This window comes from Alphaproteobacteria bacterium (genome assembly GCA_030740435.1).
In the GTDB taxonomy this organism is placed as follows: domain Bacteria; phylum Pseudomonadota; class Alphaproteobacteria; order UBA2966; family UBA2966.
In genome coordinates this window covers 1-26142 of the sequence record JASLXG010000134.1, presented here as the reverse complement: position 1 = coordinate 26142, position 26142 = coordinate 1, and the positions used below count along the sequence as shown (strand labels likewise).

The following is a 26142-nucleotide window of genomic DNA, read 5'->3' as shown; positions in this document are numbered from 1 at the left end:
TTGTCGAAGATGACCTCGACGTTATTCAGCGTCAGCATGCTTCGGCCCCGGTAAGCAGGCGCTCCGCTGACGGGAACCAACTCCCGCCAGCGGAACTGGTACTGCGATGACGACTACTTTTTGTACTTGGTAGCCCGGACGTGTTTCATGACCACGTCGCGGTAGGGCGCCATCCATTTGGATGCCGGCACCCATTTATCGCCTTTAACCTCCCAAACCTGAACCCAGCCGCCACCTTCGTGATCCTCCGGGGTGACGCTGACGGGCGGAGCGAAGTTGCCCATGGCGAAGTTGCGGATGTTCTCGAAGCCTTCTTTGGTGTGCTCGCCGGTGATGTTGTTGCCATGCTTCTTGATGGCATTGGCAATGGCCTCGGCGTGGAAGGCACCGATCAAGATACCGCGGTTGTAGAAAACGCTGATCTTCATCTTGTCCATGGGCGGGGCTTTGCCCTCATCCTGGTACATTTTTTTGATGTCCCGGATGATTTGATGGTCCTGGCCCACACCCGCGAACTGCAGCGATTGGTAGCCCTGCGCGGTTTTCCATCCGGCTACGTTGATATCGGCTTCGGCGCCGCCCCAAACGAAGCTGATGATGCGATTCATGGGAAAGCGAAGCCGTGACAACTCCTTGATCGAAATGCCGGGTGCCCGGCCGAAGAGATGGGCGATAACCCAGTCGGCCTTGTAGTTGCGCACGATATCCAGCACTTGCGGCCGCATCTCGACGGCTGGCGGCGGCACGGCGAATTCACGCAACGTGAAGCCGAGCTGCTTTTGCAGATCGCGCAGCACCGGCAACGGCTCGCGCCCGGCCGGATTGTCGTAGAAGAGATAGGCGACTTTCGGTTGGCCCGATTTACCGGCCGCTTTCCACTTGTCCTGCATGAACTTGACCGCTCCCGCCATCTGCGACCAATAGGTCGCGGCCATGGGGAAGAGGTAGGGGAATTCCTTGCCGTTGGCGGCTCCGGCGCTGCCGAATCCGGGCGAGGTTCCCGGAATATGGTCCTTGTGCAGCTTCGGCGTCAGGGCATAGGTGATGGGCGTGCCCCAGATCATATAGGTCAGCGCCCCCGCCGCTTTGTGACGCTCATAGGCCTCGACGCCGCGCGGTGTGTTGTAGGCGATGTCGATCTCAAAAACCCGCACCGAATTGCCGGCGCCGAATTTCCCCTGCTTGTTGACCAGACGGAAATAGTCGTGCACGCCGTCACAAAGGAAGGCACCCACGGTCTGGGTGGGACCCGAACGGTCGCACTGGAATCCGAGAACGAATTCCTTGGCCTGGGCGACACCGGCCGCCGCGACCGACAGCAACAGCCCGAGGCCTGCCACCATCATTGACCGCATTACTTTACTCATTGTATTTGACTGCATGACGTATACCCCTTTTATTTTGCTAGCTAGGGTCTTTAGTCTCCCAACCCCACTCTAATTCATACGCTTCTTTAAAGGTAGGGGAACGGCCAAACCTTGAAATAGTCCGTAAAGTTCCGCCAAAGTTTGCTGAGGCCGTCCGGTTCGACGACCAGGAAGAACATGATCAAGCCGCCAAACAGCATTAGCTGCCACTGCGGCAGGAAGGACGACACCGTGGCGTCGTCCCAGCCGAAAATGCTGCCGCCGACGCCGCGCAGCATGAAATCCAATACGATCGGCAGCATGGTGATGAAGACGCCGCCGAAGATCGATCCCAGGATCGAGCCCAGGCCGCCGATGATGACCATGGCCAGGAACTGTATCGAGATGCCCAGCGAGAACATCTCGAAGTTGGCGATGGAGTAATAATAGGTATAGAGCACGCCGGTGACGCCGGCATAGAACGAGGCAATGCCGAAGGCGATCAGCTTGACCTTGAAGATGTTGACGCCAATGATCTCGGCCGCGATGTCGCGATCGCGCACCGCAATGAAGGCCCGTCCCAGGTGCGAGCGGAAGAGGTTGAGGGCAAAGAGGATGCCCAGCGCCAGCACGATGTAGATGAGGAAATAGAAGTGAATGTTCTCCTCGAGCTTCATCGTCAGAATCTGGCCGTCGGCGAAGCCGTACCAGAGGACCGGTGCCTTGACGTAGATCGAGCCCTGGGCGCCGCCGCTGAGCCAGCCCCAGTGATTGATGATCCATTCGATGATGAGCTGGGCCGCCAGTGTGGCAACGGCCAAGTAAAGGCCCTTGATGCGTAGCGACGGGATGCCGAAGAACATGCCCACGATGGCGGCCGAGCAGCCGCCGCCGATCATGGCAAATACCCAGGGCATGTCGAACTCACGCATCAAGACGGCAGCAGAGTAGGCTCCCACCGACATGAAGGCGGCATGGCCCACCGAGATCTGGCCGGTGTAGCCGATCAGGATGTTGAGCCCCAGCGCCCCCAGGCAAGCGATGCCCAAAAGATTGGCCATGCCGAGCCAGTATTCCGAGCCCACCAGGGGAAAGCCGACGAAGACCCAAAGCACGATCAGGGTCATGACGATCCTCGGCAGCGGCACCCGGTAGAGCGCCAGGTCCTCGCCGAAGCTGCGTTTGAAGGTTCCGGTTTCGCGGTTGATCACGGCCCTAGACCCTCTCGATGATCTCTTTGCCGAAGAGGCCGTAGGGTCTGATCATCAGCACCAGGATCATCAGCACGTAGGGCGTCAGGTCCTTGGTGCCACCGCCCACGATGGGATCGATGAAGCCGGCCGCCATACTCTCCACCAGGCCGACGACGAGGCCGGCGATGATGGCGCCGACGATGCTGTCGAGGCCGCCCAGGATGACCACCGGAAAGACTTTCAGGCCGATCAGCGCCAATTGCACGTCGACCCCGGTGGCATTGCCCCAGAAGATGCCGCCCAGCAACGCCACGATGCCGGCGATGGCCCAGGCCAGGGCGAAATACTTGCGCACATCGATGCCCATGGCCTGCGACACCTGCTGGTCGTCGGCGATGGCCCTGAGCGCGATGCCGCTGCGGCTTTTGACGAAGAACCAGCCGATGGCGGCGAAGCCCAGGCCGGCCAGCACGGCGGCGATCAGTTCGACGCGATTGAGCAGCACGTCGCCGATGAAGATGGGATCGTCGCTGATGGGCAGCGGCACGTTGCGGGTCTCGATGCCGAAGAGGAACTGGGCCAGGCCCTGGAGGAACGAGGCCAGGCCGATGGTGGCCATGATCACCGCCACCACCGGGCGCCCGATCAGGTGCTGCAGCACCAGCCACTCGACGGCATAACCCACCACCACCATCACCACCACCGCCAGGATCGCCGCACCCCACAGCGGCAGTTCCATCGAGAGCAGGAAAAAGGCGATGACGTAGCCCGCGAACATGACGAATTCGCCCTGGGCGAAATTGATCACGTCGGAGGCCTTGTAGATGAGCACGAAGCCCAGCGCGATGATGGCATAGAGCGAGCCCACCAACAGCCCATTGAGCATCAATTCAACGACATATATAGGATCCACGCCTGTCTCCCCAAAAACTAACGGCCCTCTGGCCGTTGTTGTCTCACTCAGGCCGCCTTGGCCTCCACCCCATCATCGACGCCGAGAATGCGCAGGTCGCTCTTGATGACGCCCGTGCTGCCGTCCTCGTAGGTCACCGTGACCTCGCTGTGGACCTCGTCGGCACCGCCGTAAAGCGCATCGAAGAGATCGCCATAGCGCTCGGCGATGACGCTGCGCCTGATCTTGCGGGTGCGGGTGATCTCGCCGTCGTCGGCATCCAGCTCCTTGCTCAGGATGAGGAAGCGCCGGATCTGGGCGCCGCGCAATGCCTCGTCGTGGCCCAGCGTCTCGTTGATGCGGCCGATCTCGGCGCGGATCAGCTCGTAAACCTCGGGCTTTTGCGACAGGTCCCGGTAGCCGCTGTAGTTGATGGCGCTGCGTTCGGCCCAGTTCTCCAGGGCATCAAGCTCGATGTTGATCATCGCCGTGACGTAGTCGAGATCCTTGCCGAAAACCACGGCTTCCTTGATGTAGAGCGAGAACTTGAGCTTGTTCTCGATGAACTGCGGCGCGAACAGGGTGCCGTCGGCCAGTTTGCTCACGTCCTTGGCCCGGTCGATGACCTTGAGGTGGCCGCTCTCGTCCATGAAACCGGCATCGCCCGAGGCCAGCCAGCCCTCGGCGTCGAGGGTCTCGCGGGTGGCCTCCTCGTTCTTGTAATAACCCACGAAGACGTGCTTGCCGCGGAGATAGATCTCGCCGTTTTCGCCGATCTTGACGTCGACGTTGGGCAGGGGCCGGCCCACGGTCTCGGAGTTGGCTTCGCCATCGGGCTGGTAAACGCAGGCCGAGGACGATTCGGTGAGGCCATAGAGCTGCTTGAGATTGACGCCCAGCGCCCGGATGTAATCGAAGGTGTCGGGGCCCAGCGGCGCGCCACCGGTGTAGGCGATGCGCACCTTGACGTTGCCGATCAGGTCCCGGAGCGGCTGGCGCACCAGGTATTCGCCGAGCCAGTTGAGAAAACGCTGCCCGGCCGGCACCGGCGTGCCGGCCTGCTGCATGCGCTCGACCTTCAGCGCGAGATTCATGGCGGCGTTGAAAAGGCCTCGCTTAAGCCAGTCGGCATCTTCCATGCGCACCTGGATGCGGGTCAGCAGCCCTTCCCAGACAGCCGGCGGCGCCACCGTCACGGTGGGGCCGCTCTCGCGGAAGTCGCGCGACAGCGTCTCCGGCGATTCCGGGCAGCAGACCGCCATGCCGGCCACCACGGCGGTGCCGACCGAGAGGAAATAGTCGCCGATCCAGGCCATCGGCAGATAGGCCATGACGATGTCGTCGGCGGTCATGTTTTCGAGCTCGATAGTGCCGTGCACGACCATCAGGATGTTGCCGTGCGTCAACATCACGCCCTTGGGCATGCCGGTGGTGCCCGACGTGTAGCTGTACATGCAAACGTCGTCGCTCTGGCCCTGGGCCAGTTCGCTGGCGAAGTAGTCGGGCTCTCGGGCGGCAAAGGCGTCGCCGCGCTCCTGCACCTCGGCCAGTTGGATGAGCCAGGGATCGTCGTTCAACTCGAGGCCCCGGGGGTAGTAATAGACCACGCGTTCGACGTGCGGAATCTGGTCCTTGATTTCATAAAGCTTGTCAACCTGTTCCTCGTCCTCGGCGATCACGAAGCGGGCCTCGGAATGGTGAATGACGTAGTTCAGCTCCTTGGCGATGCTGTCCTGGTAGAGCGCCACCGAGATGCCGCCCAGCGACTGCGCCGCCAGCATGGCGAAATAGAGCTTGGGCCGGTTGTCGCCGATGATCGCCACTTTGTCGCCGCGTTTGAAGCCGAGTTCCGCCAGGCCGCAGGCCAGGCGCCGCACCTCCTCGGCATAGTCGCGCCAGGAATAGGTTTGCCAGATGCCGAATTCCTTTTCGCGCATGGCATCGTCGTCGGGCCGCGTGCGAGCGTTCTCCGTGAGGAATTTGGGTATGGTATCAGGCATCGCGATGCTCTCCTTGGCCCGCTTACGCTGCGTGGGGCTTCCCCAGGTAGGCCTCGACCACCACCTGATCGTCGCGCACCTGGTCCGGTGTTCCTTCCGAAATTTTTTCGCCCTGATCGAGTACGATGACGCGATCCGAGATGTCCATGACCACGCCCATGTCGTGTTCGATGAGAACCACGACGGTGTCGGTCAGGTCGCGCATGTCGAGGATGTAGCGCGCCATGGATTCGCGCTCCTCCAGGTTCATGCCGCCCATCGGCTCGTCGAGCAGCAACACACCGGGCTCGGCGGCCAGGGCCCGGCCCAGCTCGACGCGTTTCTGCAAGCCCAGCGGCAGCGCCCCGGCCGGCGTCGAGCGGATGTCGGTGATGGCCAGGAAGTCGATGATGTCCTCGACGGCGCTGCGGTGCTCGATTTCCTCGCGCTTGGTGGCACCCCAAAACAGGCCGCAACTCAGCACGCCGGTCTTCATCAGGATGTTGCGCCCCAGCATGATGTTGTCCAGCACCGTCATGCCGGGAAACAGCGCCACGTTCTGGAAGGTGCGGGCAATGCCCTGGCGGGCCACCTGGTAGGGTTTGAGCCCGGTGATGTCGACGTCGTTGAGGATGACCGTGCCCTGGTCCGGTGGATAGACCCCGTTGACGCCGTTGATCAGTGTCGTCTTGCCGGCGCCGTTGGGGCCGATGATCGAAAGGATCTCGCTCGAGACGGCCTTGGCGCTCACGCCCCGGAGCGCCGAGACGCCACCGAACGAACGGGTGACGTCTCTCACCTCCAACACATTCCCAGTCATATACACACCCTGTTTTCCATTATTGGCCGGCATTGTGACCTGTTTCGACTTCGTGATCTACCCACCACGGGGAGTTTGTAGACTTCGCCGCCCACGCCCCATAGAATTCGGGCCACAGGGAAATCACGTAATTGGCAACCAAGGGAGGGTAGAAAGTGTTGAAGAAAATCGGAATGATCCTCGGCGTCGGCACGTTGGCGGTTGTGGCGTCGTCTGGCGGTATGTCGGCCCAGGCCGCGGAGGCGACCCTCAACGGCGCCAGTTGCTTCCCCATCGGAAGCCCGGTCACCAAGCCCTGGTCGGCGATGATCGACGAGATCAACAAGCGCGGCAAGGGCGTCGTGCAGATCAAACTGATCGGCGGCGCACCGGCCATCGGCAGCCCCTTCACGCTGACCCAGAAAATGGCCAAGGGCGCCTATGACGTAGTGGGCTGCACCGAGGGCTACTTCGGCAACGTGCTGATCGAGGGGGCTTCGCTGCGCTTTTCGGACTACTCCTACGCCGAGCTGCGCAAGAGCGGCGCCATGGACTATCTGCAGAAGCTGTTTCACGAAAAGAACATCCACTACCTGGCCCGGCACCACGATTTCGGGCCCTTCCATCTCTGGCTCAACAAGAAGATCAGCGGGCCCGACCTGAAAGGCCTGCATCTGCGCATCTCGCCCATCTACAAGCCCTTCTTCACGGCGCTCGGCGCCACCGTTCAGCGCTCCAACCTGGCCCAGATCTATACCTACATGGAAAACAACACGGTGCAGGGCTACGGCTGGCCGGCCTTGGGCTGGGTGCCGTCCTGGGTCAAGGTGACCAAGTACCGGGTCGAGCCCGGCTTCTACCAGGCGCCGCTGCACACCGTCATCAACCTCAAGAGTTGGAATGGCTTGACCAAGGCGCAGCAGGATCTGTTGACCAAGGTCGGCCTGGAGTACGAGGCCCGCTCCGAGACCGGCGGCGCCAATTTCAAGGCGCTGCTCAAGAAGCAGAACGACAAAACCCTCAGCCAGGGCCTGACGGCCATCACGCTGACCGGTGCGGATCGCGAAAAGTGGTTGTCCACGGCCAAGTCGACCGGCTGGGCCCAGGTTCTCGAGCTTAGCCCCGTGCACGGGCCCAAGCTCAAGAAAATGTTCTCCAAGTAGGTCTGCGATCGTTTCCGCCGCGGGGGTGGCGCTAATCCCGCCGCCCCCGTTCGGCTAGGCAGCAGACACATTCCAGCGCAGGCCGCTCGATGGGCAGGCAAATAGATCTCTTCGAGGCCGGGTTCAACCGGCTGATTCTGTTTTTGATCTGGCTGGTGGCGATTTCCATCGGAGCTTATGCGGTCCTCATCCCGCTCAACCTCTTTCTCGTGAAATTCCAATTGGGCAGCATGTGGTGGCTCTATGAAGGGGTTGAGTACGTGCTCTATATCGGCGTCTTCATCGGCGCGCCCTGGGTCTTGCAACAAGGTGCCCATGTCCGCGTCGATGTGCTTTCCTCGACGCTGCCCAAGAATTTCGCGACCAAGCTCGAACGGCTGCTGGACGTGGGCGGTGCGGCGCTCTGTCTGCTGCTGTGCTATTACGGCACCCGCGCGGCCATATCCGAGTTCGAAGACGGCACCATTCCCGACAAGAATTTGCGCATCGAAAACTGGTACATGATGGCCGTCTTCGCGGCCTCGTTTTTTCTCCTGGCCATCGAGTTCCTGCTGCGGCTGCGCCGCGCCGAAGAGATCGTCACCGAGGAGGCGATGGCCACCAAGGAAACCGGTTTCTGAACCATGGAGTGGTATTTCGCCCTGAGCCTGATGCTGGGCACGGTCTGCGCCTTCATGTTCCTCGGCCTGCCGGTGGCGCTCTCGTTCTTCGCCGCCAACGTGCTCGGCACCTACCTCTTCATCAACGGCGACATCGGCCTGGTGTTCATGCCGTTGGAATTCAACAACGCCATCAAGTTCACCCTGGCACCGATCGCGCTTTTCCTGCTGATGGGCGAGATCCTCTTGCAGACCGGGGTCGCCTTCAAGGCCATCGGTGCCATCGACCGCATGATCGCGCGCGTGCCGGGACGGCTCTCGGTGGTCTCGATCGTCGGCGGCACCATCTTTTCCTCGCTCTCGGGCTCGACCATCGCCAACACCGCCATCCTGGGCTCGGTGCTGCTGCCCGACATGGTCAGGCGCGGCTATCACCCCTCGATCGCCATGGGGCCGATCATGGCGGTGGGCGGCATCGCCATGCTGATCCCGCCCTCGGCCCTGGCGGTGCTGCTGGCCAGCCTGGCCGAGCAGTCGGTGGCGCAGCTTTTGATCGCCGGCATCGTGCCGGGAATTCTCATGGCGCTGCTTTTTTTCGCCTACGTCGTGGGGCGCTGCATCCTCAACCCGGCGCTGGCGCCGACCTACGCGCCCGACGAAAGCGTGCTGGACGAGCCGGTCACGGCGGCACTCAACTTCGGCGGCCGCAGGCGTTGGAGCGTGAGCTACGAGGGGCCCCACCGTCGCCGCATCAACCGGGTGCTGCCGTTCCTGGTCTATATCCTGCCGCTTTTCGTCATCTTCGTGGTCGTCGTGGGCTCCATCTTCTTCAAGATCGCGGCGCCCACCGAGGCGGCGGCGCTGGGCTGCCTGGCCTCGCTGGGGGCCTGTTATTTCTTCCGCCTCTTTAAGAACATTATCCGGATCTCCGGCATCGACGGGGCCGACTTCACCTGGCGCGCCATCGCCATCTCGCTGCGCGAGACCGCCAAGATCAACACCATGATTTTGTTCATCATCGCCGGCTCGCTGGTCTTCAGTCAGGCGCTATCGAACTCGGGCGCCACCGACGGCCTGTTGCGCCAGGTCACTTCGCTCGACCTGACACCGCTGATGGTGGTCATCATCATGATGGGGGTGCTGCTTTTCCTCGGCGCCTTCATGGACCAGGTCAGCATGCTGCTGCTGACGCTGCCCTTCTTCCTGATGAGTTCGAATTCGCTGCAGGTCATCTTCCACATCGACGTCATCTGGCTGATGGTACTGATGCTGATCACCATGGAGATCAGCCTGCTGACGCCGCCCTTTGGGCTCTTGCTCTACGTCATGAAGGGGGTGGCACCCTTCGAAGTCACGCTGGGCCAGGTGGTGCGCTCGGCCCTGCCTTTCGTGCTCATCGAGCTTCTGGTGCTGGCGCTGCTGATCGCCGTGCCGGAAGTGGCGACCTGGCTGCCTAAGCAATTGAACTGAGGCGAATCAGGCGCCGCCGCCCACATCCAAAAGCGCGCCGGTGACATATGAGGCGTCGTCGGAGGCTAGCCAGATTACCGCCTGCGCCACCTCCTCGGCGCTGCCGGCGCGGCCCATCGGCAGTTTCGGGCCGACTTTCTCGATCCTTCCTGGCATGCCGGCGCGGGCGTGAATCTCGGTGTCGATCAGGCCGGGGCGCACCGCGTTGACACGCACGCCTTCGCCGGCCACCTCGCGCGCCAGGCCCCAGGTGAAGGTGTCCATGGCGCCCTTCGAGGCGGCGTAGTGGAGATAGAGCGAAGGCGCCCCGTGCTTGGCCGCCAGCGAGGATACGTTGACCACCGAGCCGCCGCGCCCACCGCTGGCGGTGGACATCCGCCGCACCGCCTCGCGGCAGGCGATCATCGCCCCGGTCACATTTACCGCCAGCAGCTGTTCGATCTCGCCCGCCTCCATCTCCACCAGCCGCATGCGATGGGGCGCGGCCCGGGCGGCGTTGTTGACGAGACAGCCCAACGGCGGCAGCAGCCGGTCGGCGGCCTCGAACATGGCCACGATCTCGGCTTCGGCGCCGAGATCGGCAGGGATGGCTGCAGCGACGCCGCCGGCGGCCTCGATTTCCCTGACCAGCGCCTCGGCTTCTTGGCGCTGTGATCGGTAGTTGAGCGCAACCGCCCAGCCCTTGCGCGCCGCCAGCCGCGCCGTCGCCGCGCCGATGCCGCGCGAGGCGCCGCTGACGAGCATCGTCCGTTCAGGTCTCATTGGCCCGCTCTCCCTCGCGTTCTGCATTCCCGGCGCCCAGGCCCCCAGCGTAGCCGCAAAAAACTGGGGTCAGAGTTCAGTTTTAGAGTCAGTTTTTCTTGAAAACCGACTCTGACCCCCACTTTCTTGGTTTCTACCCCAGTTTCTTAACTTCGCAGCCAAGCGTCAGCGGAAACTCACCGGCGCGAGCACAAATAGGGCCAGACGATCCTGCTGCCGGCGGGGATGATCTCGCCGTCGTCGAGCATGACCGCAATCGGCACCTTTTTCTCGGTCGCCGGCAGCGCCTTCATGGCTCGGGAATCGAACGGCGGGGTCTTGCGAAAGAGTGCGTTGGGATCCATCCAGCGGCCATCGAGGGGGATGATCTTGTTTTTGCGCGCCACGTATTTGGAGCTCCGGCTATAGAAGACCGCGAAATGAATGGCCGGTCGGCGCCTGGGGTTTTGCACGTTGGGCGTCCGGCCGCGCCCGCTGTTGCCCGTCGGGCCGAGGACTTCGCCGAGCGCCACGCGCTGGCCGACCTCAAGTTTCGGCATCTGGGAAAAATGCGTGTACTGGGTGTAGATCCAGAACGGCAAACCCGTCTGCTCGGGGCTATGGCGCAGCACGATCTCGATGCCGCGGTAGCTGTTTTTGCCGCGGTACTTGCCCACCACCCGGCCGGCGGCGGCGGCGATGATCGGCGTGCCCCAGGGTGCCGGCATGTCGATGCCGCCGTGGTAGGCCTCGCGGCCGCGCTTGGCGGTGTAGGAAATGGCCCACTGTTCGTCGATGTCGCGGCAGCTCAGGTCGGCGGGGAAAATCGGCCTGAGGCCGGTCTCGAAAAGCCCCCGCTGAATAGCCAACTCGTTGCCGCAACGCCGTCCGCGGCCGATGGCGCAGCGGGTATCGCGGTCCAGTGCCTTGGCCGCTACCTCGCCGTCCATTTTTGCCTCGGCGTTCCCGGCCGAGAGCACCAGGGGCAGCAGCAGTGCAGAGCGCCAGCCGCCCGGGATCAAGGCTCGACCACAACCCGCACGACGCCGGCCTCCTTGCTGGCCAGGCGTTTGAGCGCCGCGTCTGCCTCGGCCAACGGGTATCGCGCCGAAACCGATTCGGAAAGATCGATACGACCGGCCACGATCAAGGAATAAATGTCCTCGATGTCGGCCCGGTCCATGCCGAAGGAGCCCAGCACGGCCTGCTCGAGGCCGACGAAGGCGGCCAGTGGCGGAAGCTTGGGCCGCTCCATGCCGACGCCGACGACGACCAGGCGGCCGGCCTTGTCGAGGCAGCGTAGCGCCAATTCGACGGTGTCGGCGCGGCCCACGAATTCAAGCGCCAGGTCGAGGCCGCGGCCCAGTTGGCGGCGGATCTGCTTGGCCGCGCCGTCGTCGCCGGGATCGAGGGCCAGATCGGCGCCGAGCTCCAGGGCGCGCTCCCGCGCCGGGCCGTCGATGTCGACAGCTATGATACCGGCCGCCCCCATCAGGCGGGCGAACTGGATGGCGTGGGTGCCCAGGCCGCCGCAGCCGAAGACGCCGACCGTCTCGCCCGGTTGCAGCCGGCCGCGGGCGCGCAGCGCGTGGAAGGGCGTGGCGATGCCGTCGGTAACCACGGCGCCGACGTCGAAGGGCACGACGGCCGGCAATCTCAGCAGCGACCGGGCCGGCGCCGTGATGTATTCGGCCAGGCCACCTTCGCGGGCCATGCCGTAGACTTGGCTGGCGGCGCAAAGCGATTCCCGCCCGCCCAGGCAATATCGGCAGCGCCCGCATGAGGCCGAGGGATAGAGCGCCACACGGTCCCCTTCGGCGAAGAAGTCCTCGACGCCCGGGCCCAGTGCCGCCACAGAGCCGGCGCTCTCGTGGCCCAGCGTGATCGGCGTGTAGCTCACCGGCAGGTCGCCGACGATGGCCAGGTGAATGTCGGTGCCGCAAAGGCCGCAGGCCTTGACCTTGACCAGAACCTCGCCGGCCGCCGGCTCGGGCACCGCCACCTCGTCGATCTGTAGCGGTTTTCCCGCCTCGTGCAGGCGGGCCGCCAGCATGGTGGTCATTCGGCTTCTCCCTGGTCGAGCGTTTGGCCGATACCGTCCATGAGGATCTCGAAGGCGGCCTTGAGCTCGGCCGGGTTGGGATGCACCGGCGCGCCCAGGTTGCCACGCGTATCCTTCAGCGTCATCAGGCCGATGAAGCTGCCCCACATCAAGTCGGCCACCAGGCGGGCCCGGTGCTGGCCCACGGTCTCGGCGAAGATGGCGGCCAGGCGGCGGAAGTTGTCGCCGGTGCGGCGCGCGATCTCGTGGCGCACCTCGTCGGTCACCTGCTTCGTGGCCTGAGGCCGGGCCAGGTAGCCGAACAGGTGGACGTATTCGGGATGCTCGTCGTTGATCTCGGAATAGAAGTGCCACAGGCGCTCGAGCTTCTGGCGCGGTTCGAGCTCGGCGGCGACCAGCTCGTCGAGGAAGCGGCCGGTGTATTCGATGCCCTCGAACAAGAGGGAAAGAAAAATCTCGTCCTTGTTCTGGAAATAAAAGAACAGCGTCGCTTCTGATAGCTCGCAACGCGCCGCGATCTGCTTCGTGGTGGTGCCGTTGAAGCCGCGCTCCAGCACCAGCGCCCGGGTGGCGTCGAGCACCGATCCCCGCCGGGCCTCGCGTTCGCGCTGGCGGCGTTCTTGGACTCCCACCCTAAGACTCCAAAGCCCTAAAGATATTTTCGCGCTGGATCTCGCTGGTACCCTCACCCAGCTCGTTGACCTTGCAGTCGCGGTAGAAGCGCTGGGCATTGCTCTCGCGCATGAAACCCTGGGCGCCACAGAGCTGCATGGTGCGCTCGCAGGCCCAGGTCGAGGTCTCGGAGGCAAACAGCTTGGCCATCGAGGCCTCGCGATCGAAGGGCTTGCCGGCATCGACCAGGCGGGCCGCGTGCAGCGTCATCTGCCAGGCCGCCTCGAGGCGGGTGGCCATCTCGGCCAGGGTGAAGCGGATGAACTGCTGGGCCACCAGGGGCTTGCCGAACTGGACGCGCTGGCGGGTATAGCCGGTGGCTTCCTCCAGGGCCGCCCGGCCCAGGCCGACGCTGAAGCCCGAGGCCGCGATGCGGCCCAGCACCAGCACCTTCAGTGCCTTGATGAAGCCGCCCTCTGCGGGGCCCAGCAGGGCATCGGCCGGCAGGCGGCAATCATCGAGCACGATCTCGCCCATTTCCGATGCACCCATGCCCAGCTTGTTCATGGGCGCGCCGACGCTGACACCGGGGTTGTCGGCCTCGACGATGAACATCGAGAGGCCCTTGAGTCCCTGTTCGGGATTGGTCGAGGCCACCACGATCATGAAATCGGCAAAAGTGGCGTTGGTGATGTAAAGCTTCGAGCCCTGTAACACCCAGCCGTTGCCGTCCTCGCGGGCGCGTGTCGAGACGGCCGAGACGTCGCTGCCGGAACCCGCTTCGGCGTAGGCCCAGCAACCGATCTTCTCGCCCTTCAGGGCGGCCGGCAGCCAGCGTTTGCGCTGTTCGTCATTGCCCAGAAGATAAATGCCCGGAATGGCCAGCGCGGTATGGACGTAAAGGCCGAGCGCAATGGCCGCCGAGCCCCGTGCCAACTCGCGGCAAAGGATGGCGTAGAGCACCGAGCCGCCGCCCGAGCCACCGAACTCCTCGGGCACGGCAACGCCCATCCAGCCCAGGTCGGCGAACACCGGGAAGAGCTCGCGCGGGTAGCGCTCGCCAAGGTCCCACTTGGTGGCGTTGGGCACGATCTCGCGCTCGACGAAGCTGTGTACGCTGTCGCGGAACTGCAACTCCTCGGGGCTCAACAGGTCATCGCTCATGGCAGTTTTTTTCCTAGCGTCCGGTGAAATTCGGCGGTCGCTTCTCGAAGAAGGCGGCGACGCCTTCCTGGAAATCGTCGCCTTGCAGCAGTTGCACCTGGGAATAGAGCTCGTAATCGAACTCGGCCGCCATGTCACGATCGAGCGAGCGGCGGATGCCTTGCTTGGTCATGGCCAAGGCCCGCGGCGGCCCCTCGGCGAAAGCGCGAGCCAGTTCCGCCACCCGCCCGTCGAGTTCTGCCCGGGGCACCACCTCGGTCACCAGGCCCGAGCGGCCGGCTTCAACGGCCTCCACCACGCGGCCCGTCATCATCATCTCGGTGGCCCGGCCCAGGCCCACCAGGCGGGGCAGGAAATATCCCGTCGACATGTCGCAGCCGGTCAGCGCCAGCTTGATGAAGGGCGCGCAATAGCGCGAATCGTCCGATGCGATACGCAAGTCCGACGCCATGGCCAGCCCCATGCCGCCGCCGAAGACGGTGCCTTTGCAGACCGTGATGACGGGTTTCCAAAGCCCCACGATCTGGGTGACCGGGTGCAGGTAGCGCTCGACGATATCCTGCCACTCCAGGCGGCCGCGGTCGGCGCTCTGGTCCTCGCGGTCGATGTCGGCACCGGCACAAAAGGTATCGCCGCTGCCCGTCAACACCACCGTGCGCACCGCCTCGTCGGCCGCCATGTCGTCGAGCGCTTTGATCAGCGCCTCGAGCATCTCGAAGTTTATGGTGTTGAGACGGTCGGGCCGGTTCAGCGTCAGCGTCGCCACGCCGTCGGTTTTGTCGATCAGCAGGGTCTCGGACATTTTGCCGGCTCCTTTCCCATTCGTCATTCCCCCTTCCTATCCCGCCCCAGGGCCAAGACATGCACACATCGTGTTATCGACGTTGCCGCTATGCCTCGCACCAGTTGGGCTGTGGGACGGTCAGGTAGTTTCACCACAGAGGCACAGAGACACAGAGATTTGCCAAGAGGCTGACCGCGCCGGCCGCCGGTCGGCGTTATCGCCAAGGAGGCTTCCTGGCGCCTGCCTCGGCAAGGTAATCTCTGGTGAAGCGGCTGAGACCCGTGGAGAAGCGGGGGCTTAGGAAGGCTCTGGCGCGGCGCACTCTGAAAACTCTCTCTGTGCCTCTGTGCCTCTGTGGTCAATTCTCCATGCTTTATAAGGCTGGGCACTCGAAGATGTGTGCACGCCTTAGCGTCCCGGGGGCGGGAGGTAGCAACACCCGGCCCTTTAGCCCCCTCCCCCACAAAACCAATGCTGGGGGAGGGTTGGGGAGGGGGTGCGGCGACGCGGGGCATGGTCCCTAGTCCAGGCCTTCGAGGCCGAAGACCTTGATGGCGTTCTGGCGCACGATCTTGCGAAAGACGTCCTCGCCCAGGTCCATGACCTCGAGTTCGGCCAAGGTGCGTTCGAAGTTGAGCAGCGGATAGTCGGTGGCCCACAGCACTTTCTCGCGGCCCCGGCCCTTGACGAAGTCGACGAACGAGGACGGCCAGTGCTTGGGCGTGCGGGCCGAGGTCTCGATGTAGATGTTGTCGTGCTTCCAGGCCAGGATCATCATCTCCTCGTGCCAGGGCTGGCCCAGGTGGCAGCCCACGATCTTGAGTTCGGGAAAAGCCAGCGCCACCTCGTCGAGATAGATCGGCCGGCCGCATTCCGAAGGCAGCGTCGGCCCGGTGTGACCGACCTGGATGCAAACCGGCACGCCGAGCTCGACGCATTTCATATAGACCGGCCAGTAATGCTTGTCGGTGGGCGCCAGGCCTTGGGTGCCGTCGCCGTACATGTAGGGCTCGAGGCGGATGGCGCACATCTTCAGATCATTCACCAGGCGTTCGCATTCGCGCGCCACGTCCATGGGCTTTTGCAGAATGTTGACGGTGCCGGCGCCGGTGAAGCGGTCGGGGTATTTTTCCACGAAAGCCGCCACATCATCGTTGGAAATGACGGCCGTGTCCTTGTGGTAGAAGGCCGAAAGGATGCAGCGGTCGACCCCGGCGGCGTCCATCTCGGTGATCATGGCCTCGAAGGGCTGGCCTTCGTAGATGATGCGGGGCGAGTTGTACTTCTTGAAGATGTGCAGGTAATCGGCGGGCCACAGCTTGGCGCCTTCGGGGCTGACATAAGACGCCCAGGCGTCGATGGCGATGCGTTCGCGGGTCATGAGTTTCACCTATGCGGATGGGGATCCAAGATCGATGTTGAACACGCTGGCGGCGTTGTCGCGCACCAGCTTGCGGTAGATGCCGTCGGGCAGCCCCAGCGGCTCGAGCTCGTCGAGGGTTCGGGCAAAGGGCAGCAGCGGGTAGTCGATGGCCCAGATCACCTTGTCCTGGCCGCGGCCCTGGACGAACTCGACGAACGAGGGCGGCCAGTGCTTGGGCAGGCGGGCCGAGGTCTCGATGAAGATGTTGTCGTGCTTCCAGGCCAGGATCATCATCTCGTCGTGCCAGGGCTGGCCCAGGTGGCAGCCCACGATCTTGAGCTCGGGAAAAGCCAGCGCCACCTCGTCGAGATGGATGGGCCGGCCGCATTCCGAAGGCAGCGTCGGCCCGGTGTGGCCGACCTGGATGCAGACCGGCACGCCGAGTTCCACGCATTTGACGTAGACCGGCCAGTAGTGCTTGTCGGTGGGGGCCAGGCCTTGGGTGCTGTCGCCGTACATGTAGGGCTCGAGGCGGATGGCGCACATGCCGAGATCATTCACCTGGCGTTCGATCTCACGCGCCACGTCCATGGGCTTGCGCATTACGTTGACCGTCCCGGCACCGACGAAGCGGTCGGGATACTGGCGCACGAATTCCGCCACCTCGTCGTTGGAAATCACCGCCAGGTCCTTGTGGTAGAAGGCCGAGAGGATGCAGCGGTCGATGTTGGAGGCGTCCATGTCGGCCACCATCTCGGCGATGGTCTGGCCCTCGAACTGGATGCGCGGCGACTTGTATTTTCGGAAGATGCGCAGGTAGTCCTCGGGCCAGCGCGTGGCGCCCTCGGGCGTGATCAGCGTGGCCCAGGCGTCGATGGCGAGGCGATCCGAAGCCATTATCGTTGGCCCCCCTTGAGCTCGAGAATCTGGCGAGCATCCGTTGGGCTGGCCGGCTCGCCGCCCAAGTCGTGCAGGATGCGAACCGCCTTCTCGACGATCTCGCCGTTGGAGGCCGCCAGGCGGCCGCGCTCGAGGTAAAGATTGTCCTCCAGGCCGACGCGCACGTGACCGCCCATGGCCACCACGGCGCCCAGCAGACGGTAGTGGTTGCGCGCGCCGATGGCCGCTACCAGCCAGCAGCTTCCCGGTGGCAGGTGGTCGACGAGATAGAGCAGATTGCGCACCGTGCCCGGGTTGCATTCGCCGGGGATGCCGGTGACCAGGTTGACCAGCAAGGGCTTTTGCAAGACCCCGCGGGCATCGAGGGCGGCGATGTTGTTGAGCATGCCGGAGTGGTAGACCTCGAGCTCGGGCCGGGTGCCGTTGTCCTTAAACAGCCGGGCCACGCGCTCCAGTTCGGCATGGCTGGAAAACAGCGTCACGAAGCGGTCGTTAATCCATTCTCCGGCGCTCTCGTCCCAGCGCCCCAGCATGGAGCCGCCGCCGACCGAAAACGAGGCGATCTCGGGTTTCAGCTCGGGCACCACGGCGAGGCGCTGTTCGATGCTCAGGCCGGCCACGGCTCCGCCCGTGGAAAGGTTCAAGATCGCGTCGCAGCCGGCTTCCCTGAGGCCCTCGGTGATTTGCCGAAAGATTGCTGGTTCGCCGCTCGCCTTGCCGTTTTCGTCACGCGCGTGCAGGTGCAGGATCGCCGCCCCGGCGCGCCAGGCCTCGAGGCCCTGGGCGATGATCTCGTCGGGCTGTTCGGGCAGCGCCGGGTTGGCGGCCTTGCCCTGCTGGGCGCCGGTCAGGGCGCAGGTGATGATGGTTCGGTCGGAGGCCATGCTCAGGTACCCTTGAAGGTGGCTTCGCGGCCCTCCAGGAACGACCCCATGCCTTCTTTCTGGTCGTCAGTGAGCCAGTTCAGCACCACCGTGTTGATGGAGAACTCGATGGCCGCCTCGACGTCGGTGGTCATCCAGGCGTGGATGATTTCCTTCTGCGTGCCCAGCGCCAGCGGGCTCTTGTCGGCAAGCTTGAGGCACAGCGCCTCGGCTTCGGCGGCGAGTTCCTGGGGTGCCACGACCTTGTTGACCAGGCCGCGCAGCAGCGCCTTGTCGGCGTTCCAGTTCTCGCCCAGATAACAAAGCTCGCGCGCGCCCTGAAGACCCACGGCGATGGGCAGCAGCGCCGCCTCGACGATGGCCGGGATGCCGCGGTGGATGTTGGGCAGGCCGAAAGTGGCGCGGTCCGAGCAGATCATGAAGTCGCAGCTCAGTGCCATCTCCAGCCCGGCGCCGAGGCAGAGCCCGTCGATGACGCAAACCACGGGAATCTCGGTGGTGCGCAGGTGATAGAAGGTGCTGTGCAGCTCGCGCCCCACCTGGCGCGTGCCGAAGGCGTCGAGGTCCTTGACGTAGGCCACGTCGATGCCGGCGCAGAAGGCCCGGTCGGAGGCCGAATCGAGCAACACGACGCGGCTTTCCGGATCCTCGGCGGCGGCCGTCACGGCCTCGCGGATCTCGCGCAGCATGGCCCTGCTGATGGCGTTCAGTTTGGCCGGCCGGTTCAGCGTCAGGCGCAGGATGGGGCCTTCCTGGTGGGTCGTGATGTCTTCGTACGACATGATTTTGTCTCCCGATCTCTATTTTCCCACGAAGCGGGGCGGGCGCTTCTCGGCGAAGGCCTTCAAGCCCTCCTGGACGTCCTCGCTCTGGCGCAAGGGCTCGGCGTAGAACTGCTCCAGCCGCAGCCCGTCATCGAGCGAAAGATGCAGCCCCCGAAGCGCCGCCGCCCGCACCGCCTGCACCGCCAGCGGCGCGTTGGCGGCGATGTGGCCGGCCATTTCGCGGGCCGCTTCAAGCAGCTTGTCGGCCGCTACCACCTGGTTGACCAGGCCGGCGGCCAAAGCCCGGCCGGCGTCGATGGGCTGGGCCGTGAGCAGCACCTCGAGCGCCAGGCCCAGCGGCACCAGGCGCGGCAATCGTTGCGTGCCGCCGCCCCCCGGCAGCAGGCCCCAACGCACCTCCGTCAGCCCGAAGGTTGCGTGTTCGGCGGCGATGCGGATGTCCGAGGCCAGCGCCAGTTCCAGGCCGCCGGCCAGGCAGTGGCCGTTGATGGCGGCGATCACCGGCTTGCCCACGTCCAGGTTTCGCGTCAGGCCGCCGAAGCCGGGCTCACGCTCGCCGCGCTCGCGCCGTTCGATGGGGCTCATGGCGGCATAATGGGCGCCGATTTCCTTGAGGTCGGCGCCGGCGCAGAACGACTTTTCGCCGGCCCCGGTGAGGATGGCGACGCGGAGTTCGGAATCGTCGCGGAAATCCCGCCAGGTCTCGATCAGGGCCTCGCGCATGGCCAGGCTCAGCGCGTTGCGGGCCTCGGGCCGGTCCATGGTGACGATCAGCACCGGGCCCTCGCGTTCGCTACGGATGGTCATTCGCCCTGCTCCGGAACGAAGCCCTCGATATCGAGGATGTGGCCCCGGCGTTCCGTGGCGAATCGGGCCTCGAAGCGGCGGCCGACGACCGCCTCCTCCGGGCTGCACAACAGGCGGTGCAGCACGGCCGAGGAGGCGCCGTCGAGCTTGACCAGACCGAACATCCCCTTGCCGGGGCGTTCGGTCCAGGCCAAGAGCTCGCCGCCCGGGCCAACTTCGACATATTCCACATGGCCGCTGCCGCAGGCCGGGCAGAAGGCTCGGGCCGGAGCCGAGACGCGGTCGCAGGCGGTGCAGCGCGCAGCCAAAATCCGGCCCTCGTCACGCAAGGCCAGCAAGACGGCGCTGCCGGCCTGGCCGGCGGCATAGTTGAAAGGAATATTGATGCTCTCGTGGCGGATCATGGCCCCTCCGTCAGCACCCGGAAATGCAGGATGTCGTCCATGGCGCCACGCAGCTCGTCACGCCACACCGCCTGGACACGAAGCCCGATGGCCAAGTGCTCGGGATCGGCCACATCGAGATAATGATTCAACGTGGTGTCGGCACCGTCGAGGCGGATCAGGCCCATGCCGTAGGGCGCCTCGCGCATCTCGCCGGTGCGGCCGTCGAGCATGGGCAGGTTGACCACGGTCCAGGCCTCCAGGCTGCCCTCGTCGGCCACCGCCACCCAGTCGTCCAGCTCCAGGTGGCAGTTGCCGCAGAAGGGCCGGGGCGGCAGATAACGCCGGCCGCAGCCCGAGCATTTGAGCGCCTCGATGCGGCGCTCGCGAAGCCCGGCACTGAAGCGCTCCATGGCGGCGCCCGAGGCGTAGCCCCAGCTCTGGGCCATCTCGATGGTGATGCTGATGCGTTCGTTCATGGCGTCGCCCCCAGCACCAGGGCGTCGGCCCAGGCGTAGACGCCGTAGCCGGTGGCCAGCGCCGTCTCGACTCCCGCCACCTGGTGCTCGCCGGCCCGGCCCAGCACCTGCTTGGCCGCCTCGGCGACGCGGATGACGCCCGAGGCGCCAACAGGATTGGCCGACAAGACGCCGCCCGAGGGATTGACCGGCAAGGTCCCGTCCATTTCCGTCACGCCTTCGTCGATCAGGCGCCCGGCCTCGCCATCGGCACAGAATCCCAGGGCCTCGTACCAGGCCAGTTCGGCGTAACTTACGGGCTCGTAGATCTCGGCCACGTCCAGGTCCCGTAGCGGATCCGCGATCCCCGCCTTGGCGTAGGTCGAGCGGGCCGCCTCGCGCAGCGTGCGCATGCTGGCCAGGCGGCGGTCGATGTCGCCGATGAAGGGCTGTTCGTGGCGTGTCTCGGCGGCCTTGATCCAGGCCGGACGGGGGCACAGCCGGCGCGCCGTCTGGCCGCCGGCCAGCACGATGGCGGCGGCGCCGTCGGATTGGGGACACATGTCCAGCAGGTGTACGGGATGGGCCAGCAGCTTCGAGGCCAAGACCTCTTCGACGGTAATATCGGGCATCTGCAGGTGGGCATGGGGGTTGCGCGCTGCGTTCCGCCTGGCCTTGACGGCAACCCGGGCCGCCTGTTCCTGGGTCACGCCGCGCTCGGCCATGTACTGCGAGATCGAAAGCGCGAAGTTGCCCAGCGCGCCGGCCGCCACGGCCCGGTCCCAGAAGGGATCGGTCAGCGCCATGCCGGTCTGGGTATGACCTTCGGAATGTTTCTCGAAGCCCACCACCAGCACCACGTCGAACAGTCCCGAGGCCACCTGGTGATAGCCGGCGATGCACGACGAAGTGCCCGAGGTGCCGCCGGTAGCGACTTTCAAACAGGGCTTGCGGGCGGCATACGCGCCTTCGCCGAGCCACAGTTCAGGTAGCGCCCGGCCCTCGAAGAGCTCCATGTTGGAGATCACCACGGCGTCCAGGCGCTCGGGCTCGATGGCGGCATCGGCCAGGGCCAGCGCCACCGCCTGGCGCACCAGTTCGGGCTGCGAGACGTCGTCGCGCTTGCGCCCGTGGTCGGTCTGGCCGCTGCCGATGACGGCGACTTCCGTCATGGCCCGGCCTTGATGATGGCCACCACCTGGCCCTGGCCGGCGGGGCCCCAACTGCCCTGCACCAGGGCGCGCCGACAAGCGGGGTCGGCGCGCAGGCGCTGGGCCGCCGCCAGCAGCCGCGCCAGCCCCGCCGCCACCGGTACGGCCCCGCCGAAGAGGCCGCCGCCGGGCGAGATTTCGGTCTTGGGCTCGAGCCCCGTGGCGCCGATGAAAAGCTCCTCCTCGTGGGCATAGAGGCACGAAGGCTCGGCCAGATCGAAGGCGCGGTCCGAGGCCGCCAGGCCGGCGCTTTTCAGGGCTCGCGCCAGGGCCCGCGTCAGGCCCGGCCAGGCCGCCGGGTCGCGGTCGCCGGGCAGATGGACATCGAGGTCGTGGCCCAGCCCGGCAAGCCGGGGACCGGGGCCGCCGGCGCGCAGCAGCACGGCAACGGCGCCATCGGCCAGCGGCGCGCACATGCCGGCGCGCAGGGGGGCGGCGACCAGCGGCGAATCCAGAACATCAGCCGCCGTCGCAGGCTTTTTTTGTCCGTCGGCGGCATTCAGCCGGCGTGCCGCGGTCTCGGCCCAGCGCTCCGGGGCCTCGGGGTCGGCGGCCGCCATGGCCGAGGCCTGCAACCCGGCACAGGCCAAAAAGTCGAGGCCCAAGGGCTGCAGAAAGATGGGATCCAGGGCCCATTGGCTGAGGTCCTGGAAGTCGGCCATCGAGGGCTTGGCGTGGGCCACCACCAGGACCACCTCATAGGCTCCGGCGCGGATCTGGCAGGCCGCGTGCAGCGCCGCCGCCAGACCGTCGCCGGCGATGCGCGTCTCGGGCTTCATGACCGCGCCGACGACCTCGGTGATGGCGATATTGGAGGCCGTGAGGCCGTCGAAGAGGTCGACCGAGGCCGTCACCACGGCGTCGATGTCGTCGTAGCCGAGATCGGCATCGGCCAGCGCCGCCTGTACCGCCGGCAACACCATCCCGGCGATCGAGCGGCCGTCGGCGGGCGAAGGCCCGGTCTGGCCCAGGCCGGCGACCACGACTTCAAAGGGCGACGACTGGTTCATGCTGCCTGGCCCGTCAGGCCACAGGAGCTGGCGATGATCTCGCGCATCATCTCGGAAGTGCCGGCGCCCACCGTGAAAGCCAAGGTATCGCGGTGCAGCCGCGCGATCAGGCTTTCCTCCATGTAGCCCATGCCGCCGAAGATCTGGGCGCACTCGTGGGCCACCTCGATGGCCGCCTCGGTGGCGAACAGCTTGGCCATGGAGATCTCGGCGTTGGCCTCCTGGCCCTCCGTGTGCATGGCGATGGCGCGGTAGGTCAGCGCCTCGGCCGCCTCGATCTTGGTGCGCACGTCGGCCAGGCGGTGGCGCCAGACCTGGAAGCCCAAGAGCGAACGCCCGAAGGCGTGGCGCTCATGGCCATAACGCCGGGCCTCTTCCCACATCAGGCGCATCTGGGCCGTGGCCATCACGGCGATAACCAAGCGTTCGCCCTCGAAGCCCTGCATGATCAGCCTAAAGCCCCGGTTTTCCTCGCCCACCAGGTTGCCGCCCGGCACCCGGCAGTCCTCGAAGAAGAGTTCGGCCGTGTCGGCGGCGTGGGTACCCAGCTTCCGCAACCGCCGCCCGGTGCGGAAGCCGGGCGTCTGGGTGGGCACCACGATCAGCGAGATGCCGCCGCTGCCGGCACCGCCGGTGCGACAGGCGGTGGTGACGAAGTCGGCGATGGAGCCGTTGGAGATGAAGATCTTGGAGCCGTTGATCAGCCACTCGCCGCCGTCGCGCTCGGCCCGGGTGGCGAGCGCCGCCACGTCGGAGCCGGCACCCGGTTCGGTGACCCCCAGCGCGCCCACCAGTTGGCCCGCCGCCGCCGGCCGCACGTAGCTCTCGCGCAACTCCGGCGAGCCGCCGGCGTCGATCACCTTGGTGGCGAACTCGGCGTGCGCCATGGCGCTGACCGCCACGCCGATCGAGCCGCAGCGCATCATCTCCTCGAGGAAAATGGTGGTGTACCAGAAATCCTGGCCGCCGCCGCCATAGTCAGGACTGAGCGCCAGACCCAGGAAACCGAGCTCGCCGAGTTGTTCGAAATAGCTTCGCGGCACCTGGCCGGCCGCCTCCCAGTCGAGTACGTTGGGCGTGATCTCGCGGGCCACGAAGCTGCGTAACGAATGGCGGAAAATGTCGTGCTCTTCGCTGAACGGCGACAGCATGGCGAGCCCCCCTTGGCGGCCTTTCGGGCCAACCTATTCGAATATCACTCGATAATCAAGCGTTGTTCAGAGAAATCGCATAGCAGGCAAAAAAAAGCCCCGCAAAGCGGGGCCCAGGGGAGGGGTAGGCGGGGAATACGGAACTAGGTGAAGAGCCGGAGGATCGACTGCGGTCCGGCGTTGGCGATCGACAAGGCCTGGACGCCGAGCTGTTGCTTGATCTGCAGCGACTGCAGGTTGGCGCTTTCCTCGGCCAGGTCGGCATCGACCAGATTGCCCACGCCCTGCTTGAGGATGTCGACGAGCTGGACCATGAACTCGCCCTGGATCTCGACCCGTTTGGCCGAGGAGCCCAGCGAAGCCAGCGCGTTCGAGACCGTCACCATGGCCGTGTCGATTTGGGTCAGCGCCGTACCGGCGTCGGTGGTGTCGGTCAGGCTCGAGCTTTGCACGTCAAGCGTGGTGGCATCGATGATCTGTTGCGACACGGCAATCGTCGAGCCCTCGACGGTGCTGAGCACGGCCAGCGCCGTGGCGCCCGAGGTGATCAGGTTCTTGCCGTTGAACTCGGCGCTCAGCACGACGGTGTCGAGCTGGGCTCTGAGCGAGGTGAATTCGTTGTTCAGCGCCGTCATGGAATCGGTGTCCAAGCCGGCCTGGTTGGCCTGCACCACCTTGGCCTTCATCTCGATCAAGAGGTCGGAAACCGCCTTGCCCGCCGAGATGGCCACGTTGACCGTGGCTTCGCCCATGGATAGGGCCAATTTGACGGCTTGCATGCCGGCGATGTCGCCGCGCATGTTCTGGGCAATGGCGAAGGTCGCGGCGTCGTCCTTGGGCCCATTTACCTTGAGGCCGGTGGTGACGCGCAACTGCGTGGTTTCGAGACCCTTGTTGGTCTTGCTCAAGTTTTGCAGCGCAATCATGGCGCCGGCATTGGTATTCACTGACATAGCCATCGGTCAGTACCTCGGTTCTAGCCTGGTGGCGCCCCTTCGAGGCGCGCTTCTTGGCTCTGGGTTACGCGCCCGTTCGGGGCGCCACATTCCGATCTGCCGATGACTTCGCAAGCACTGTGCCAAGCACTGTGACGGGCGCTACACGGACGAAAAAAACGGCTATATTTCAATGGGTTATCAAAGATGAAGCGAATTTGCCCAGAGCCCCGGAAGGGTCCGAACGGGGCCTTGGCAAGGCAACGTAGGTGCCGGTCGGGGAAGATATTGCCGACCTGATTAGCCTGAGTTCCGCCAGCCGCGGCCTGGGAAAATCCCCGGTTTGACCGGCGCGGCCCGGCTAAACCAGCAGCAACCTCTTGGTCAGCGTCACGGCCTCGCCGGCGTCCTGGGCGTAGCCGTCGGCGCCGGCGTCGTCGGCGAACTTCTGGTTCACCGGCGCCCCACCGATGATGACCTTGACGCTACGCCTGAGCTGCGAATGCTCCAGTCCCTCGATAACCTCTCGGATCTGCGGCATGGTGGTGGTGAGCAGCGCCGACAGACCCAGCACGTCGGGTTGCTCGTCGCGCACCGCCTCGACGAATTCGACGACCTCGACGTTGGCACCCAGATCTACCACCTTGAAGCCCACGCCCTTGAGCATGCTGACCACCATGTTCTTGCCGATGTCGTGGAGATCGCCGTTCACCGTGCCGATGACGATCTTGCCCGGACCCCCGCTTTCACCCACCAGGTGGGGCTCCAAAAGCTCCAGCCCCTGGTTCATGGCCCGGGCCGAAAGCAGCACCTCGGGGATGAACACCGTGCCGTCGCTGAAGCGGCTGCCGATCACGTCCATGGCCGGCAGCATGCCCTTGTTCAAGATGTCGCCGGCCTCGAAGCCCTGGTCGAGCAACTCGCGGGCGTGCACCAGCACGGCTTCCTCGTCGCCCTCCAGCACGTCGTCGGTGATGCGCTGGTAGGCTTCTTCCACCTCGGGCGCCGCGGCCGGTTCCGTGGCCCGGGCGGCGGCGGCCATGTCGGCCTCGCCGAGCGGCTGGAAGTCGCCGGCCCTGAGCGGCAGGCTGCCCTCACGGGCGATGCGCTCGCCGATGTATTCGAGGCGTGAGAAATCGGCATTGGGCGGCGTGGTGTCGCCGATCGAGGCGACGAAGTGGTGGCCCGGCGCCACGGCCTGGAAGAAATCGTCCATGTAGCTCTCGAGCTCCTCCCAGGTCGAGGATTCCTCCAGCAACAGCATCTCCGGGATGCCGCCGTGGATGGTCAAGTGCCCGGGCCGGCACCAGTGGTCGTAATAGTCCCCGATGCGCACCTTGGTCATGGGCCAAGGCGTCACCGCATCGGCCACGTCCATGCGGCTGGCGGCCACCAGATCCATCAGGCCCTGGTTCTCGCCGTCGGGGTGGATGACCATGATGATGCCTTCG

At 65.1% G+C, this 26142-nt stretch carries 26 protein-coding genes; 3 read left to right on the top strand and 23 right to left on the bottom strand.

Annotated elements, in window-relative coordinates; translation table 11 throughout:
- Window positions 1-113: 113 nt before the first annotated feature.
- The 5 genes from QGG75_13945 to QGG75_13925 all read right to left on the bottom strand — a co-directional run bounded on the left by QGG75_13945 (window position 114) and on the right by QGG75_13925 (window position 6209).
- Entirely contained in the window at window positions 114-1343 is a 1230-nt protein-coding gene (locus QGG75_13945) for an ABC transporter substrate-binding protein (protein ID MDP6068334.1), read from the bottom strand.
- Window positions 1344-1453: 110 nt separating this feature from the next.
- Entirely contained in the window at window positions 1454-2557 is a 1104-nt protein-coding gene (locus QGG75_13940; protein ID MDP6068333.1) for a branched-chain amino acid ABC transporter permease, read from the bottom strand.
- Between the two features lie 4 nt (window positions 2558-2561).
- Entirely contained in the window at window positions 2562-3452 is an 891-nt protein-coding gene (locus QGG75_13935) for a branched-chain amino acid ABC transporter permease (GenBank protein MDP6068332.1), read from the bottom strand.
- Window positions 3453-3499: 47 nt separating this feature from the next.
- Window positions 3500-5431 (bottom strand): AMP-binding protein, encoded by a 1932-nt coding sequence (locus QGG75_13930; GenBank protein ID MDP6068331.1) that lies wholly within the window; start codon window positions 5429-5431, stop codon window positions 3500-3502.
- A 22-nt stretch (window positions 5432-5453) separates the two neighbouring features.
- Window positions 5454-6209 (bottom strand): ABC transporter ATP-binding protein, encoded by a 756-nt coding sequence (locus tag QGG75_13925; GenBank protein ID MDP6068330.1) that lies wholly within the window; start codon window positions 6207-6209, stop codon window positions 5454-5456.
- A 176-nt stretch (window positions 6210-6385) separates the two neighbouring features.
- Between QGG75_13925 and dctP the strand changes: the two genes are divergently transcribed.
- From dctP to QGG75_13910, 3 genes are all read left to right on the top strand, one after another.
- Window positions 6386-7372: a TRAP transporter substrate-binding protein DctP gene (gene dctP / locus QGG75_13920; protein MDP6068329.1), complete on the top strand. Its 987-nt coding sequence runs from the start codon at window positions 6386-6388 to the stop codon at window positions 7370-7372.
- A gap of 89 nt (window positions 7373-7461) precedes the next feature.
- Window positions 7462-7992 (top strand): TRAP transporter small permease, encoded by a 531-nt coding sequence (locus QGG75_13915; protein ID MDP6068328.1) that lies wholly within the window; start codon window positions 7462-7464, stop codon window positions 7990-7992.
- A gap of 3 nt (window positions 7993-7995) precedes the next feature.
- Window positions 7996-9441 carry an SLC13 family permease gene (locus QGG75_13910; GenBank protein MDP6068327.1) on the top strand — a complete coding sequence of 482 codons (1446 nt, stop codon included), beginning with the start codon at window positions 7996-7998 and terminating at the stop codon, window positions 9439-9441.
- 6 nt (window positions 9442-9447) lie between these two features.
- Here QGG75_13910 and QGG75_13905 read toward each other — a convergent pair whose 3' ends face one another.
- The 18 genes from QGG75_13905 to QGG75_13820 form a co-directional block, all read right to left on the bottom strand.
- Window positions 9448-10203 carry an SDR family oxidoreductase gene (locus QGG75_13905; GenBank protein ID MDP6068326.1) on the bottom strand — a complete coding sequence of 252 codons (756 nt, stop codon included), beginning with the start codon at window positions 10201-10203 and terminating at the stop codon, window positions 9448-9450.
- 176 nt (window positions 10204-10379) lie between these two features.
- The gene (locus QGG75_13900) at window positions 10380-11204 is read right to left on the bottom strand and encodes a M23 family metallopeptidase (protein MDP6068325.1); all 825 of its coding nucleotides are present in this window, start codon (window positions 11202-11204) and stop codon (window positions 10380-10382) included.
- Window positions 11201-12244 (bottom strand): zinc-binding dehydrogenase, encoded by a 1044-nt coding sequence (locus QGG75_13895; GenBank protein MDP6068324.1) that lies wholly within the window; start codon window positions 12242-12244, stop codon window positions 11201-11203. Before QGG75_13895 ends, QGG75_13900 begins: the two co-directional genes overlap by 4 nt.
- On the bottom strand, window positions 12241-12876 hold the full coding sequence (locus QGG75_13890; GenBank protein MDP6068323.1) for a TetR/AcrR family transcriptional regulator: 636 nt from the start codon (window positions 12874-12876) through the stop codon (window positions 12241-12243). Before QGG75_13890 ends, QGG75_13895 begins: the two co-directional genes overlap by 4 nt.
- A 1-nt stretch (window position 12877) precedes the next feature.
- Entirely contained in the window at window positions 12878-14020 is a 1143-nt protein-coding gene (locus QGG75_13885; GenBank protein ID MDP6068322.1) for an acyl-CoA dehydrogenase family protein, read from the bottom strand.
- A gap of 13 nt (window positions 14021-14033) precedes the next feature.
- Complete coding sequence (locus QGG75_13880; protein MDP6068321.1) at window positions 14034-14822, bottom strand: enoyl-CoA hydratase-related protein; 789 nt, start codon at window positions 14820-14822, stop codon at window positions 14034-14036.
- Window positions 14823-15324: 502 nt separating this feature from the next.
- Window positions 15325-16185 carry an amidohydrolase family protein gene (locus tag QGG75_13875; protein MDP6068320.1) on the bottom strand — a complete coding sequence of 287 codons (861 nt, stop codon included), beginning with the start codon at window positions 16183-16185 and terminating at the stop codon, window positions 15325-15327.
- A 9-nt stretch (window positions 16186-16194) separates the two neighbouring features.
- Window positions 16195-17064: an amidohydrolase family protein gene (locus QGG75_13870; GenBank protein ID MDP6068319.1), complete on the bottom strand. Its 870-nt coding sequence runs from the start codon at window positions 17062-17064 to the stop codon at window positions 16195-16197.
- Window positions 17064-17951 (bottom strand): 3-keto-5-aminohexanoate cleavage protein, encoded by an 888-nt coding sequence (locus QGG75_13865; protein MDP6068318.1) that lies wholly within the window; start codon window positions 17949-17951, stop codon window positions 17064-17066. The genes QGG75_13870 and QGG75_13865 overlap by 1 nt, the downstream gene beginning before the upstream one ends.
- A 2-nt stretch (window positions 17952-17953) precedes the next feature.
- On the bottom strand, window positions 17954-18733 hold the full coding sequence (locus tag QGG75_13860) for an enoyl-CoA hydratase/isomerase family protein (GenBank protein ID MDP6068317.1): 780 nt from the start codon (window positions 18731-18733) through the stop codon (window positions 17954-17956).
- Window positions 18734-18751: 18 nt separating this feature from the next.
- On the bottom strand, window positions 18752-19543 hold the full coding sequence (locus QGG75_13855; protein ID MDP6068316.1) for an enoyl-CoA hydratase-related protein: 792 nt from the start codon (window positions 19541-19543) through the stop codon (window positions 18752-18754).
- Entirely contained in the window at window positions 19540-19947 is a 408-nt protein-coding gene (locus QGG75_13850) for a zinc ribbon domain-containing protein (protein MDP6068315.1), read from the bottom strand. Before QGG75_13850 ends, QGG75_13855 begins: the two co-directional genes overlap by 4 nt.
- Window positions 19944-20405: a Zn-ribbon domain-containing OB-fold protein gene (locus tag QGG75_13845; protein MDP6068314.1), complete on the bottom strand. Its 462-nt coding sequence runs from the start codon at window positions 20403-20405 to the stop codon at window positions 19944-19946. Before QGG75_13845 ends, QGG75_13850 begins: the two co-directional genes overlap by 4 nt.
- Window positions 20402-21556 (bottom strand): thiolase family protein, encoded by a 1155-nt coding sequence (locus QGG75_13840; protein ID MDP6068313.1) that lies wholly within the window; start codon window positions 21554-21556, stop codon window positions 20402-20404. The genes QGG75_13845 and QGG75_13840 overlap by 4 nt, the downstream gene beginning before the upstream one ends.
- Complete coding sequence (locus QGG75_13835) at window positions 21553-22605, bottom strand: hypothetical protein (GenBank protein MDP6068312.1); 1053 nt, start codon at window positions 22603-22605, stop codon at window positions 21553-21555. The genes QGG75_13840 and QGG75_13835 overlap by 4 nt, the downstream gene beginning before the upstream one ends.
- Complete coding sequence (locus QGG75_13830; GenBank protein ID MDP6068311.1) at window positions 22602-23756, bottom strand: acyl-CoA dehydrogenase family protein; 1155 nt, start codon at window positions 23754-23756, stop codon at window positions 22602-22604. The genes QGG75_13835 and QGG75_13830 overlap by 4 nt, the downstream gene beginning before the upstream one ends.
- Window positions 23757-23899: 143 nt before the next feature.
- Entirely contained in the window at window positions 23900-24715 is an 816-nt protein-coding gene (locus QGG75_13825; GenBank protein MDP6068310.1) for a flagellin, read from the bottom strand.
- 337 nt (window positions 24716-25052) lie between these two features.
- On the bottom strand, window positions 25053-26142 hold a 1090-nt coding region (locus QGG75_13820; protein MDP6068309.1), incomplete at its 5' end, for a corrinoid protein.